This window comes from Algibacter sp. TI.3.09 (assembly GCF_038154905.1).
Classification (GTDB): Bacteria; Bacteroidota; Bacteroidia; order Flavobacteriales; family Flavobacteriaceae; genus Algibacter.
In genome coordinates this window covers 671886-687937 of sequence record NZ_JBAKAN010000002.1, presented here as the reverse complement: position 1 = coordinate 687937, position 16052 = coordinate 671886, and the positions used below count along the sequence as shown (strand labels likewise).

The following is a 16052-nucleotide window of genomic DNA, read 5'->3' as shown; positions in this document are numbered from 1 at the left end:
AAGTTTTAAATTCTTTCCAGTTTAAATTGCCAAAATGTTCCTGATCCAGTACCTGTTTCAATACTTACACTTATTGTATTATTATCTATAAAAGATACATTGTATGTAACAAAATCTGGCGCATCTGCAGGATTAGAAAGTTCTCCTGTATTTGTTCCTTTAGGCAAACCAATATAAGCTCCTAAACCGTTTAAGGCTAAAACATTATTATCGTATGTAAATGTTGCAGGATTTGAACCATCGTGAGGCGCAACAGGTGTTGCACAGCCATCGGCTCCATTTTGCCAACTCTCAACCCAAGTTTCTGAACCTAATACATTTTTAAAAGAACCATCCGCCCCAAAAATATAAGCATCATCATAATAACAAGCTCTATCGGTAACACAAGCATCATCACAGTTCCACCAAGAAATATCGCCAACTGATGGACCAACACCTAAAGCACCAGCTTCTTGAGCCAATTGCCATGTTCCCGTTAATGGTGACGCTACAACGCCTTCTCTAACTAAAGTAAATTGCCAAAATGTTCCAGAACCTGTTCCTGTCTCTATAACAACTGATATTGTGTTCGGATCTATAAATGTTGCACTATAAACAATTGATTCTGGCGCATCCGCAGGATTTGAAATCTCACCAGTATTTGTACCTTTTGGAAGCCCAATAAAAGCTCCAATACCATTAAGGGTAATTGTATTTTCATCTGCGTTATAAACATAAGTAGCAGCATTAGAACCATCATGTGGTGCAACCGGAGCAGCACAACCATCGGATCCATTTTGCCAGCCTTCTACCCAAGTTTCTGAACCTAAAACGTTTTCAAATGAACCATCTTCATTAAACACATAAGTATCATCATAATAACATGCTCTTTCCGCAACGCAAGCGTCATCACAACTCCACCAAGAAATATCTCCTGCGGCTGGACCTACGCCTAAAGCGCCAGCTGTTGAAGCTACCTTCCATGTACCCACAATTCCTGTTTCAACATCCGAAGGTACTTTGTAGAAATATAGGTTATCTATAAAAATAGTGCCCTCTCCTGAATTTACACCTTCAAATTTAAATTGAATAATATTTGAAAAATCGACTAAAGGATTTTGATCTGTAAAGGTAGATAATGGAATATCAAAAGAAGTCCATTGATCCTGATTCAACTCTAAAGTCACAGCAGTTTCATTAGGCCCTGCGCTAATAGGTGACATTTTAGCATCAAAATCTGCATTTGCTGTCCAAACATCTACATGTATAAATTCCATTGCAGAAGCATCTAAAGGCACACTGCTAAAGTCAATTCCTTGGTAAGTAATATCTCCGTATTGAATAATGTTATCACCACCTACTTCAATTTGTGTGTAGGTTGTAGTTTGTCCCCAATTAGGATAATAATCTATTGGACTAGGATCTGTATAAGAATCACTAAAAACTGAAAGAACATCGGCTTCTGATCTAATTGGCGTTGGAGCACCTTCTAAAGGCTGTAATATTGCTGTAACCACAAACTCTTCGCTATATTCTGTAGTTTCAATAGCCGCACTTTTTGCAACAACTTTAATAGTATAAGTTCCTGCCTCTGCGTATTGATACGAAATGGTTTCTTCTAAATTTAAAGCCATTGGAGTTTCATCCGTAGACTCCCCAAAATAAACTTCGTACATGGTAGCAAAATCTGCTACAGCAGAAAGGTTTACTTGTTTAGAAATAGCTGCATCGTTTTCAATAGTTACCACTAAATTTTCTGGAGCCTTAAAAGACACCACAACACTTTGTGTAACGATTGTTGTTAATCCGTTTAGACTTACCGCTGTTATTGTAGCCTCGTAAGTTCCTTCTTCGTAAACGTGTTCGATACCATTTCCTAGTGTAATTTCAGTTACTTCTTCCGAACCATCGCCAAAATTAACGTTATAACTTACAGCACCTTCCGCCAATGGCGTAATAGTTACCATACCCGTGTTATCTTGTGTTACGCTTACTGCTGCTGTAACATTTGTTGGAGCGGTGATGTTTTTTACAAAATCTGTATCTCCAAATCCATCTTCCTCACAACTCCAAACCAGAGCTATAATTAAGATTGTACTAAAAATATATTTTAATGTTTTCATAATTTATTTTTAAAGTTTTTAATAGCCCTCATTTTGTGATAAACCAGAGATATCTATTTCACGTTGAGGAATTGGAAACAATCCTTTTGTAGCTGTACTAAATCCACTACCTAATACTGCAGCTGCTCGTCCTGTTCTGACTAAATCAAAAAAACGATCGCCTTCCATGCCTAGTTCCAATCTTCTTTCGTTCCAAACAGTTTGAATTGTTGCATTAACTCTATGGTCTTCGTCACCAAAAGCTCTATCTCTTACCATATCTAAATACAATTGAGCTTTTGCCGCACTACCAGAAGTTGCTCTAAGGTTTGCCTCTGAAGCCATTAATAAAACATCTGCATAACGGATAATACGTTGATTATTTTCGTAGTTTAATTCTAGTTGCCCGCTTGTTTGTCCTTTTCTTGGCAAGTACTTTTTATTATATAAATCGGTATTTTTAAAAGGTGCTTCTTGAAAAACAACATTAAGAGTTGGGTTAGCTGCTGCATATGCTGCAACATCAAAACATGTAGCATCTTTTCTTTGATCTCCATCCTCAAAAGCAGCCGCTAAATCTTGTGTTGGTAAATTTGTACTCCAACCTGAGTTATACGGCATATCAGTAGTACCGCTTAAACCTCTAACACCACACTGTTGAACAGCATAGTTCCCTTGCCCTCTTGTTTGACCTTCCCAGTTATAATAAGGAGAACCATTTGAATATTGTACTTCATAAACTGATTCTGATCCATTTTCATTTTCTAATAAAAAGATACTATCATAATCTGCTATTAAACTAAAAGGTCCATTTACCACGTTTTCAAGCATAGGCATAGCTAAATCAAATTTTTCTTGATATAAATAAACTTTACCTAATAAAGCTTGAGCAGCATATTTAGTAATACGACCTTGTTGAGACGCTGTTGGCGATAAAACACTAATAGCATCCAATAAATCTGTTTCTATTTGCGCATACACATCTACTTGAGGTGCTCTTTGAAATGTTCCAAAATCATTAATAACCAATTTATCATCAATAAATAAAGGCACATCACCAAACATTCTGGTTAAGTTAAAATAGTAATACGCTCTTAAAAAACGAACTTCACCAAAAAGCGCTTCCTTTCCGTCAAAATTTACAGTGTTTCCTAAGAGATTAACATCTTTATATTTTAAAAGATAATTTGTTCTGTTAACACCTTCATAAGCCGATTTCCATAAATCTTCTAATGTTCCGTTGTTTGCTAAAAGTTGATAATCATAATCGTCTATATTTTGAAGTCTTAACACATCAGAAGCATTTTCGCCTCCTGCTACTGAATTATCTGATGCAATATCACCAAGAACAACCATTTGGTTTAACCATTGCGTAGGCGTGTAGCAGCTTACTGCCATGGTTTGATAGTCTGATTCCGTTTGTAAATAATCTACTTCCGTTACAGCGTACTCATCATGTGGTTCGAATTCCACAACATCTGAACAACCAATAAAGATTGAAAGTATCATGATTAACCCAATACTGTTTTTTATATTTTTCATACTAATATATTTTTTGGATTTTAAAATTTAAGGTCTAAACCAATTAAAAATGTTCTAGCCTGTGGATAAGCTCCTCTGTCTATACCCGTATCTAAAATACCACCTGATATTTCAGGATCGTAGCCAGTATATTCCGTAAGCGTTAATAAGTTTTTAGCTTGCGCATATATACGCACTTTACTAAATACATTATTTGAAGTTTCAGGTAAGGTATACCCTAAAACTAAACTCTTAATTTTTATAAAACTTCCATCTTCTACATATCTGTCAGACGGTCTAATATTACTATTTGAATCATTAAACGTATAACGAGGGTTACTAGCATCATTCGTGGTTCCTTCTCCTGTCCACCTATTTAAAATCCCTCTATCCTTGTTAGTATATAAAGCATTACGCTCATAAGCTCTAAAAATATCGTTTCCAACAGAAGCATAAGTAAACATGCTTAAATCGAAGTTTTTATAATTAAAACCTAAATTCCATCCTAAAGTAAAATCTGCAAATGGATCTCCAATATCAGTTTTGTCATCATCATTAATAATACCATCCTCATTAATATCTACAAAACGAATATCTCCCGGCTGAGCTCCAGTTTGTGTTGCGTGATCAGCAATTTCTGCTTGGTTTTGAAATAGTCCATTAGTTTGAAAACCATAAAAATAACCTGGTGAAAAGCCTTTTTCAAATCGTGTAGCATCATGCCCTTGACCATTAAAATAAGAACCACCACTTACAAATGCAGTACCATCAGAATTAGTTTCTGTTACTAAGTTCTTAGAAGTAGTAAATGTTAGAGAGGTATTGAAGTTAAAATCATCACCATTAGTATTATACCCTAAAGTAAAATCTACACCTTTACTTTCTGTACTACCAATATTAGATTGAACAGGCTCTGATGTACCAGCGTAAAGCGGCGGTGCATCTGTAAATAATAAACCTTCAACAGATTTGTTAAAGTAATCGGCTGTTATAGATAATTTGTTATTAAATAAATTAGCATCGAAACCTATATTATATTGTGTTTGCTCCTCCCAACTTAATGTCGGATTACTAAATGAATTTACTGTAGCTCCCGAAACAAACTCACTACCAAAAGTATATCCATTACTATTCGCTGTTGAATTATAACTTGGTCCGCCAACAGTAATACTTACATATTGCGGATCGACGTTCTCGTTACCTACTGTACCGTAACTTCCTCTTATTTTCAAGAAATTAATAGCTTCAGAATTAAAAAATTCTTCACTAGAAACAACCCAACCTAAAGATCCTGCATAGAAATTTGCAAATTTATTATCGTCACCAAAAGCTATAGAACCATCGCGTCTTGCAGAAAATGATGCTAAATACTTACCTTGATAATCGTAGTTTACTCTACTAAAGAAAGACACATTTCTACGTTCTAAATCTTGAGAGCTATAACCTGTATAAGCATTTGTGTTTAACTCTGTATTAACTCCTGTAGCAGCACTAATATCTGCCCAAGCCCAAGAGTTATCTCTAACATCTTGTCTAGTCGTTCCTATTTCGTCACCCGTAGATTTACTTCTCGAAAGACCTAAAACAATATCAAAATTATGATCCTCATTAATATTAAAACCATAAGTTAAAAAGGTTTCGAAAGTGTAACTAAAATTAGATTCTTCTTTTTCTGAAACACTATTATTAAATGAAGGTATTATACTTGTTGTACCATCGGCATTCTCGACAGTTTGCATTGGCACTGTACCATCTGGCAAATATTGACTAGATACATTGTTAGGTCCATAATATGCTAAAGGATTAAAGGTTTTAGAAACATTATCCCACTTAGTATAACCTAAACGAGATGTAATTTTCAAGTTATCTATTATATCATATTGTAATTCAAACTTACCATATAGTTTATCACCATTATTTTGATTATAAGTATCATCTAATCGTTGTACTGGATTAAATATTTCTGATAATAGTAAGTTACTGTAACCGTAAGTTGCATAATCATTAGGATTATTATTATAAACCGATACCGTAGGATCGAAGTTTACAGCATTACCTAATATGGAATTAAATGAATTCTCAGCTATGGTTTTGCTTTTTATATTAGCATAACTTGTATTTAGTAAAAATCTCAATTTTGATGTTAATTGAAAATCTAAGTTTGCTGTAAAGTTTACTCTATTAAAATTAGATTTATCATCTCCACCAACAACACCGCCTTGACTTAAATATCCAGCAGATAAAAAGTAACCTACACTTTCCGAACCTCCTCTTGCCGAAATAGAATGTGAAGTTAAACTAGCATTCTTAAAAACTTCCTCTTGCCAATCTGTGCCTTCTCCTAAACTAGAAATATCAGAAAAAATTAAATCTCCTCCAGCTACAACACTTCCTTCATTAGCCATTACAGCATATTCTGTAGCATTTAATAAGCCTAATTTTCTAATCACAGATTGTGTACCTGTGTAAGTATTGTAATTAAATTCTGTTTTTTGATTTTTTCTACCACCTTTAGTTGTTACTACAATAACACCGTTACCACCTTTTACACCATAAATAGCTGTAGACGCAGCATCTTTTAAAATATTAAGCGATTGAATATCTCCTGAATTAATCGCATTTAAATCATCTAAAGATTGCGGTACACCATCAATAATTACCACAGGATCTCCACCTGTAAAAGAAGGAATCCCACGAACTAATACCGTCGGCTTACTTCCCGGAGCTCCACTTTGAATTACAGAAACACCAGATGCACTTCCTTGTAATGCTTCCTCAACCCGAGTAGGTTTTAAATTTTCAATTGTTTCTGCCTTAACTGTAGAAATAGCACCAGAAACTTTAGTTACTTTCTGCGTACCATAACCCACAACAACTACCTCATCTAGTTGTGCTAAATCTTCTTTTAATTGAATGGTTAAATTTTTGTTGCTTGTAATTACTAATTCCTGAGTTATATATCCTATATAACTAACTGAAATTGTTGCTCCGTTTTTCACTCCCGATAATACGAAGTTACCATCAAAATCTGTTGTAGTTCCTTTAGAGGAATTGTTAACAATGATGTTCGCTCCAGGAATTGGAAATCCAGATCCGTCCTGTACATTTCCGCTTATATCTATATTCTGTGCACCTGAGTATGCCATGAAGAATAAAGCTAAAATTTTGAATAGCGTGTGTCTCATAAATTTGTTTAGTTTTTGTTTATCATAAATTTAAGTTAACAAATTAACGTATTAACAAAAATCACCTCAACAAAAAACATACATCGTAAAAAAAGGCAATTAATTTTACCAAATCACCAATAAACACAAGCTTTTAAAGTTCTAGCACTCTTTTAACAAGAAGTGTTAAAACCATCCTAAATTCAACGATGTTGTGGTAATGTATAGGTGATAAACTGAAATGTTGTACTGTTTTTAGACTAAAAAAATGGGATTCCCCCCCAATTTAACCTCCAAACATATTTTCTCCCAAAAGGATGTAGCATTTGATCTTGATATTGCACAAATAAAAAACCGCCACAAGTTGTATGAATTAAAGCTTGAAACCGTTAAAATGATCATGCCTAGCCATAATAACTCATAAGGATTTGACACATGATGCTTACACCACCTACCATGCACAAACTAATTCACTCTCTTATTACAGTACAAATTCTTGCAAATTAACCAACCAAATTATGCTTTACTATTTATTAAGCAAAGTAACACACTAAAAAAATTAAAGCATTACTCTAACCTAAAACAAAAAGGGCTGAGAAAATATTTTCTCAACCCTTTACTCTAAAAACTACTACTCTAAACTAACTATCCCTATTTAAATTTAATTAAATGTAATATTATCAAAATACACTACGTTATCTGCAGCTCTACCATCTACAAAATCCGGAAAAACAATAACTTGATCTACATTAGTTGTTCCATCTTGACCTATTACACCAAGAAGATGACTAAAATCGAATGTTAACTCTTCCCATTCATTAATTTTAGTGTTAGCTACTTTTATTTCGGGTTGAGCCCCTCCATTTGCACTAGCCAGTTTAATTCCAACATCGCTAATTACGGTTTTGTATACCATAATTTTAATAGTAGTATTAGAAGCGGAAACGGTCCAAGTAATTCCCATTTCACCATGAGCTATTTCAGTTCCAGCCCATGGAGCTCCTGCTTGTAATGCCGTAATCTTAGCTACCGTTGAAGATGTATTAATTCCTGACGCACTTGGATTGGGTACAAATTCTAATGGTGAATTCCCTACATTTTCAAAAACATTCCATGTCCAGCCTGCACCAAACCCAGATGATTCAAAATCGATAGGAAGTGTTAGATTATAGCCTCCACCACTACCGCCCGATGCTTGTAGTGTAAAAGCAACATTATAGGTAGATGTTGTTACCCCATCTTCTGCTGTAACAACTATCGTAGTTTCACCTGGAAGAGATCCCGCTGGAGTTATTACAGAACTAGCAGCTCCTTGAGTTTCGGTTACTGTTACCGCTGGAACTGTTGTTGTTCCTTCAGGTAAAATTACAGAATAGCTTAATGTATCCGGATTGAAACCTGAAACACTACTACCATCAACCTTCAAGTCTGATAGAGTTGCATCCTGTTCTGTTGAAACTTCGAATTTATTGAACGTAATATTATCAAAATAAGTTACTACATCTGAAGATCTTCCATCAGTAAATTCTGGAAATACAATAATTTGATCAATATTGGTAGAACCATCAAGTCCATTACCAATTCTACTACTAAAATCGAATGTTAATTCTTCCCATTCGTTAATTTTAGTATTAGCAACCTTTATCTCTCCTTGCGCACCTCCTGCAGCATTTGCCAACTTAATACCAACATCGCTAATTACCGTTTTATATACCATAATTTTGATTACTGCATTTGAAGCTGAAAGATCCCATGTAATTCCCATTTCTCCGTGTACTGTTTCAGCACCTACCCATGGAGCGCCTGCTTGTCTTGCTGTTATTTTAGCAACTTGAGCAGATGTGTTTATGCCTGACGCACTTGGATTTGCTACAAATTCTACTGGTGGATTATCTTCATTCTCAAAAACATTCCAAGACCAATTAGCTCCAAACCCTGTAGACTCAAAATCGATAGGTTTATCAAGGCTATATGCTCCAGTACTCCCACCGCCACTAGTTCTTTCATAAAGTTTTAGATCGTCAAAATAATACGTATTGGTATTTGCTTCTGATAAATCGAAGATTAAAACAATTCTATCATACTTAGCATCATGATTACTTGTAAAAGCAAATGATAACTCTTCCCATTCATTAGTTTTAGTAGTTGTTAAATCAATTTCAGTATTTACCGATGCATCAGCAATAGATTCAAGTTTTAATAACACAGTATAACCTGGTTGAGCAGAATACACTTTAACTTTTAACCCTGCATTTGCACTTAAATCTAATTTAGCATCTAAATCTATTTGGTTATTATCCCAAGGATTAGTTCCGCTTTTTGTGATTTGAGCTACTTTACAAGAACTATTTACACTATTATCAGAATCTGGATTATCCGCCCAAACAAACGTTGCATTGTCATTTGTAATTCTAGAAGTAAGATCAGACATAAACGTCATATTTAAACCTCCTGCTGTGTTATTTTCTGTAGATTCTGCAACACAAGCACTTCCTACTGAACCGATACCATAAAGCATTAAATCATCGAAGTAATAAGTATCTGTATTTCCTGCATTAAGATCAAAGAAAATAACAATCTTATCAAACTTTTCGCTTTCCGTACTTGCAAATGGAAATTCTATTTCTTCCCATTCATCAGTTTTGGTTGTTGCAACCTCTAATTCAGTGTTATTCTCTGGAGCACCATTTTCTTCAAGTTTCACTCTTACTTTAAAGCCTGGTACAGCAGAATATACTTTCATTTTTAAACCTGCGTTTGCAACAAAGTCTAATTTAGCATCTAAACTGATTTGAGTATTGTCCCAAGGGTTGCTTCCTAACTTTGTTATCTTAGCAACTTTACAAGACATATTTAAATCATTATCAAAATCAGGATTCGCTGCCCATTCGAAAGAAGTACCATCTGCAACAATACTTGCTGTAGGATCTGACATGAACGTCATGTTTAAATCCACTGCGCTATTAGACTCTTCTGTTTCCGCTGTACATGGTGCTGGAGGCGTTTCTACTTGCATAACATCATCAATATAGAATGTACCCGCAGTTTCCCCTGGACCATCCACAAACAATGTTAATCTTGAATATTTATCTGAAGGATTAAAACTAAATAATAATGTTTCCCATCCGGCACCTGTATGACTCACTGCAACTTCAGTATCTGCACCTGTACCTTCTTCCAGTTTCATTAAAACAGTTGTAGCCTCATCTGCCCAAAAACTCATACTTACAGTTTTTTCTGTCGCCAAATCTATATCAATTCCAAGATCGAAGTTAATACCCTCATACTCTGCTCCACTATTAGTAATAGCACCTACATTAGAAGCTACACTGTTTGTACCTGATACATCTGGATTTTCAACAATTTCAAAAGCAGCACCGTTAAAAACAGCCGCATTATAAATTACATCTGCATTATCAAAATTAATTGGCAAACCAAGTTTTTCTGGTATTGTAAATGTTATTTCACTCTCAAAAGTATCTGTTGCTCCTGCAACATTTTTGGATTCTAATACAACCGTATATGTTCCGCTTTTATCATATGTATTTATTGGGTTTTTTTCCGTAGATGTGTTTTCATCTCCAAAAGACCACTCATAACTACTCGCGTTTTCAGAAATATTTATAAAAACAACTGTTCCCGTTTCTAAATTAATGGTATAAGTAAATCCTGCGATAACTTGAGGATAATTATCATCGTCGTTGTTACACCCTACAAAGGATAACACTAAAAGCAAAATTGAAATTTGCTTCATTTTTTTAATTATTTGTTTCATAGTCTTTGATATTTTCAGTTTAGTCAATTAAATTATTTTTATACACTCTTACATAATCCACAAGCATGGTTTGAGGAAAAACAGTTTCTTCATTTGGTGCGCCTACATAATCTCCTCCAATGGCCATATTTATTATGATAAAGAAAGGATGATCGTAAACCCATTCTCCTGTAACATCTTCTGGTGTTATTTGGTTATACAAAACATCGTCCACGTAATAGTTAATATATTCTGGTCCCCATTCAATACCAAATATGTGAAATCCTGTATCGAATCTGTCATTTGTTAATTCATAACTTTTCGATATAGATTCTCCTGCTGAATATCCTGGACCATGTACAGTACCGCTAATTAAAGTTGGCTCTTGCCCACGGTTTTCCATAATATCGATTTCACCACATTGTGGCCAACCAACTTCATCAACATCTGCACCTAATAACCAGAATGCAGGCCAAAGACCCTGACCGTAAGGCAATCTGATACGTGCTTCAAAACGTCCATAAGTTTGCTCAAACTTTCCTTTTGTTAATATTCTAGCAGATGTATAATCAGAACCTTGAAAAGATTCTTTGTTAGCCGTCATTATCAATACTCCATTTTGAACAACAGCATTTTCTGCACGGTTTGTATAATATTGAAGCTCGTTATTTCCCCAGCCATTTTCACCATTTCCTATATTGAAATCCCAAATAGAACTATCCAAAGCACCATTTGTATCAAACTCATCTTGCATCACTAAATCTGTAAACTTTGCAACAGTTTGGGTATCATCTGTAGCACAACTCGTTATCACCAGCATTGGCAATACAAACAAGGAGGTTTTAAGCAGTGTCGCTTTAATTCGTTTTTTATATTTATTTATTTTATTCATCTTTTCGTGTTTTTGGTTTTAGAAGCAACTTTTTAGTTATGGAAATAAATATTATCTAAATAGAAACTCTCTATTGATGATGTTGTTGGGTTATTTATATTTTCATAAATAATAAGACCAATATTGTTCTTATTTGCTAAGGTTACAGGTATTTCTAATGTAGCCCAAGTATATGCAGTAAAATCAGATGCATAAAAAAACACTTGTTGTGTTGTATCATCATCACCACCATCAACAGCATCTGCACCAAAATCTTTTATTGTAATTAAAAAATCTAGATCTGATGGAATTTCAGCCGGTATATACATATTAAGATGTAAAGTAGATTTTTCAGTCACATCTACCGTTGGGTTAGCAAACTGGTTACCAACAAAATTAAAACTAGTGTAGTACAATATATTATCTCCATTTAGAAATAAATCGGCCGATTGAGTTGTTTGAAAAGGCTCCCAATATCCGTTATAAAAGTCTACAGGCACATTGGTGTAAGCATCGCTAAATATAGAAATAACTTGACTTGACGCCAATGTTGGAGTAGGTGCAAAATCAAACCCTCCAATAGTCTCTATGGTAAGTGAACCTTGTGCTTTTTCGCTACCTAACATTGCCGTTATAGTTGCAGTACCATCGCCTATTATAGAAACCACACCTAACTCGCTCACTCTTGCAACTTCAATATCCGATGAAATAAACGTGAAATAAGACGGTGCCGCAGTAACCGTTTGGTTTACACCTGATGATAAATTATACGTTTGAGTAAGCCCACGATCTACCAAGTTTATAGTACTTCCAGAAAACACTTGCTCTACAACATCTTCTCCATTTAATATAGCCGGTTTTGGTTGTGCTATAGTTCCTAATTTTTCGAATTGCAATTCATCTATCCAAAAAACATAACCACCTTCATCATCTGCATTTTCCGCGCCTTCAGCATAATAAAACATGCCTATTTCTTCAATTAATTTTGTAGGATCTGGAATAGCAATAACATACTTTGTCCACTTTGTTGATATCTCCAAATTACTTAAAGACACCTGAAACTTACTGTCTTCTCCATCAATACCAAAACCTATTTCGTTTATGTCGGCGCCTTGTGAAGCTTTAGCCCAAAACGTTAAAGCATCATAACTTGTTAAATCGCGCGGACTAGTACTAGGGAAAGTAGCTCCGCCATAACCTACACCAAATGCCGGAATATCAAAACGCATAGATGCATCTCCTTTATAAGTTTCATTTTGTTCTACTGAAAAGGCTTCTTCAAAAGATCCTCCAAAAGGAAAATAATCCAACCCACCAACAAACCCATCAATAAAAACTTCGCCTGTAGCAGCGTGTGTAGCAAATTCTACTGCATCAGAAGCTTCTCTTTCACAGCTTACTGCAATAACAAAAATTAAACCTAATAGGAAGGTGATTTTTGAAGATATAAATTTTATGTTTTTCATTTTTCTATCTTTTTTATTTTCCAATATTGATGTGTATGTAGGTTCTAATTTCCCACTCGTTTCCATTTCCAAAACCAACAGGACTTATTACTGGCGCTGTAGCAAACTCACCTGTTGTATTAGGGCTATACCTTGGAGAATACTGATCTAAAGAACGCCATGTTCCTCTAATTCCAATTTTAGTATCGGGTAAAATAAACCAATCGGATTTACCTAAGGTTGTAGATAAATCTAGCATTAATTGTACAGGATATGTTAAGTTAAAATCACGATGATAATCAAATGGTCCCCAATCATTAATTTTAAAAGAATGCACTAGCTTTAATTTATTATATATAAGTCTAATATCACCTCCAACACGTTGAATCATTCGCTCATCACTACCATTAGCTTGACCATTACCTGCGTAAAAATTAGCAATTACACCTAAATCTGGGTGCACTTTAGAAACAATTCTAGAGTGAGCCTCCCAAAGATCTTCTGCTGGTGCAGAATTTGGAAAAGCAAAAGATGTTCTATTACCTAAAAACCCTACAGCAGCATCTTGAGCCGTTGGAAGGTGGCGGTATACAAAACCAAAATTCATAGCAAATTTGGCATCTTCCGATCTATCGTTATCCCAATCGTACATCCATGTTCCTGGAGTTGGATCGAATGAAAACAAAAGCTCTCCTGCCGTAGTCTCTCTATTTGCTCGAACTGCAAATGGATCGTCTTGAATATTTCTAAGTCTTCCAGGTGCTTGCACATCGTTAGGCATAGCATCTACAATTGGCTTTTGCCATAAAAAATTTGGTGCAATTTGAAAATCACCAAAAGTGTAAGTAAATCCAGAAAGGAAATTAGTTTGATTGCCACTACCAGAGTCTTTTAATCTCCAACCTGTAAACGTTTTTGTTTGATCGGCACCACCATTAGCAACTAAGCCCATAGCTGCTCCTTGAGCGTACCAGTTAATAGCTCCTTTTTGATAAGTTATTTTGGCTTTTGCTCCCCAGTTATCTTCATTATTTATTTCATCGTTGTAAACAATATAACTTCCAGGCTCTCCTTCTACAAGTTGAAATTGTCTTCCATTTAATGGCTGACCACCCCAAATACCACCTATCTCAAAGCCCAGGTTTCCAAATTGCCTTTTAGCATGAAGCGTAACTCGACGCGTTTTAGGTAAAGGAATTGCTATAGAAGTTACTGCTTCACCTATATCATCAATATCTTCGTGATACACAGCAGTAACATCAAACTTTCCAATGTTACGTGTATATTTTAACAATACAGCCGGATTTGCACCCCACCATAGTTGAGGACCAAAGGCAGCCTTTAAACCTTTTAAACCACGCTTTCCATCAATTTCAAAACCTGAAGTTTCACCATTATAGATATCTAAATTTTCACCATAATTGGCTTCTGGATAAAGGTTAAAAAAATCACCTTCATAAGCCCAATGATAATGACCGGTACGATAAAAACCACGAACATCAAAGTCTTTAGCCGTCCAAGTATAACTTGCATTGTAAATTTGTACACGATTAGGATCCGTAATAGTAACATCTCCATCATCTGATTTTACAGTTACCGGTCTCCCTCTGTTTTCATAAAAAATTTCATCAATAGGGTTTGCTGCTACATTACCTAAAATGCTAACATTAACTTCTGCTTTCATATTTGGCGCGGGATTACCCTCTACACCAATATAGTAAGATTGCATATGATCGAAACCCAACTCGTTTGGATAAGTATTTGAGTCTGGATCGGCTGTATTAGGCGTTGTAATTAAACTTCCTCCGGTATTAAAAGTTGTAAACTCTGCTCTCATGTTACTAATTCTAATCTTATCAGAACCATTTCCTTTTAATGCTGCCTTGTCGCCTCTAGCGCGTAAAACAGCGTCCATTAGTGAAATGTTTTTAAAATGATTACTAACAAAAGCTACATCTACACCCGACATGTAAGGATTTAACTGATGCGCTTCTTTTAGAGCATAATAAGCTGCACGAGGATACAAATCATAAAGTCCTCTAGAGTTTGTTGGTCCTTTGGCACAAATACCAAACCACTCCTCATTCATATTATTATTACTTCCTTCTAAATCGAGCGCATAACCACCATTAGACCAAGACGCATTATTATCATGAACATCTAAGTTTGTAGTTTGACCATATTTCCACCATCCATCACTAAATTGAAAAGTAAAACCACCAATAGAATTATTTGCTTTTCCTAAACCTGCAGCATTTTGGTAAATATCTTTCCAGTTTTCTACCATATAATAAGCCTGAGACTTTTGATCTTCTTGGTTTTCAATAGCATTAAAAGCATCTGCTCCAAACTCGGTAAATAAAATAGGTTTATTAAGTTTTTCTTTTACAACTTCAAAAGCATCTCCAAAAGAAGGCCCACGATACATATTAGTTCCTAGAATATCTACATCTTTACATTCTTCAGCAATAATATCTATAAACAAAAGATCTCCATTGCAAATAGCGATTGGTAATGAAGCATTAATAGATTTCATTTTAATGGCCGCCTCATTCATTAGTTTGTACATTGCTCTACCGCGCGTATCACCAATAAATCTCTTTTTCTCATCATCGTCCGGGAAGTCCTCAGTTTCTGCTCCTGCCCAAAACAAACCATAATTATTTTCATTTCCTAAAAGGAATAACAACAAACCTGGTGTATTCTTATAGGTTTGCGCCATTTCTGAAACTTCGGTCAATAAAACTTCTTGAGCATCTTTATGACTGTAATCTGTTACAGCAACCCATGCTCCATTTAAATTTAACCCGTAACGCCCAAAAGAATGATTAAGCATAGTATAAATGCCGTAATTATCATAAATATATTTAATCCATTTTGGTTGTACACCTGTATATTGTCTAATAACATTTACACCCATGTTTTTAAGCAGTCCCATTTCTGAATCTAACGCAGCTTTAATAACATCGTCAGATTGTTTCCATAGGCTATAGGAATAATTGGTACCGATTGGAAAGTAATCCCAATTCATCCCATTAATCATCAATTTCTCTCCATTAACGGAAAGAAACAAGCCTTCATTATTACTCTCAATCAACACCTTATCTGCTTGTGCAAAGAGTGAAGTTGAAAATAAAATCAAGACTAATTTTAAAAAGTTTTTTTTCATAACATTAATACTTTAGTTGTCTTAGTTAATAGCTGTTGAGTAATATT

Annotated in this window: 7 protein-coding genes; all 7 read right to left on the bottom strand. The window is 35.0% G+C overall.

Going from position 1 to position 16052, the window contains the following annotated elements:
• Positions 1-5: 5 nt before the first annotated feature.
• The 7 genes from V6246_RS10615 to V6246_RS10585 all read right to left on the bottom strand — a co-directional run bounded on the left by V6246_RS10615 (position 6) and on the right by V6246_RS10585 (position 16005).
• Positions 6-2102 (bottom strand): hypothetical protein, encoded by a 2097-nt coding sequence (locus V6246_RS10615; RefSeq protein WP_341560433.1) that lies wholly within the window; start codon positions 2100-2102, stop codon positions 6-8.
• Positions 2103-2120: 18 nt separating this feature from the next.
• A complete protein-coding gene (locus V6246_RS10610) occupies positions 2121-3623 on the bottom strand; it encodes a RagB/SusD family nutrient uptake outer membrane protein (RefSeq protein WP_341560432.1) in 1503 nt (500 codons plus the stop codon).
• A 20-nt stretch (positions 3624-3643) separates the two neighbouring features.
• Positions 3644-6787, bottom strand: a complete 3144-nt coding sequence (locus V6246_RS10605; protein WP_341560431.1) for a SusC/RagA family TonB-linked outer membrane protein — start codon at positions 6785-6787, stop codon at positions 3644-3646.
• Between the two features lie 640 nt (positions 6788-7427).
• Positions 7428-10520: a PKD domain-containing protein gene (locus V6246_RS10600; RefSeq protein ID WP_341560430.1), complete on the bottom strand. Its 3093-nt coding sequence runs from the start codon at positions 10518-10520 to the stop codon at positions 7428-7430.
• Positions 10521-10560: 40 nt separating this feature from the next.
• Positions 10561-11412: a glycoside hydrolase family 16 protein gene (locus tag V6246_RS10595; RefSeq protein ID WP_341560429.1), complete on the bottom strand. Its 852-nt coding sequence runs from the start codon at positions 11410-11412 to the stop codon at positions 10561-10563.
• A gap of 32 nt (positions 11413-11444) precedes the next feature.
• Complete coding sequence (locus V6246_RS10590; RefSeq protein WP_341560428.1) at positions 11445-12857, bottom strand: glycosyl hydrolase family 16; 1413 nt, start codon at positions 12855-12857, stop codon at positions 11445-11447.
• 13 nt (positions 12858-12870) lie between these two features.
• Positions 12871-16005, bottom strand: a complete 3135-nt coding sequence (locus V6246_RS10585) for a glycoside hydrolase family 2 TIM barrel-domain containing protein (RefSeq protein WP_341560427.1) — start codon at positions 16003-16005, stop codon at positions 12871-12873.
• Between the last annotated feature and the right edge of the window lie 47 nt (positions 16006-16052).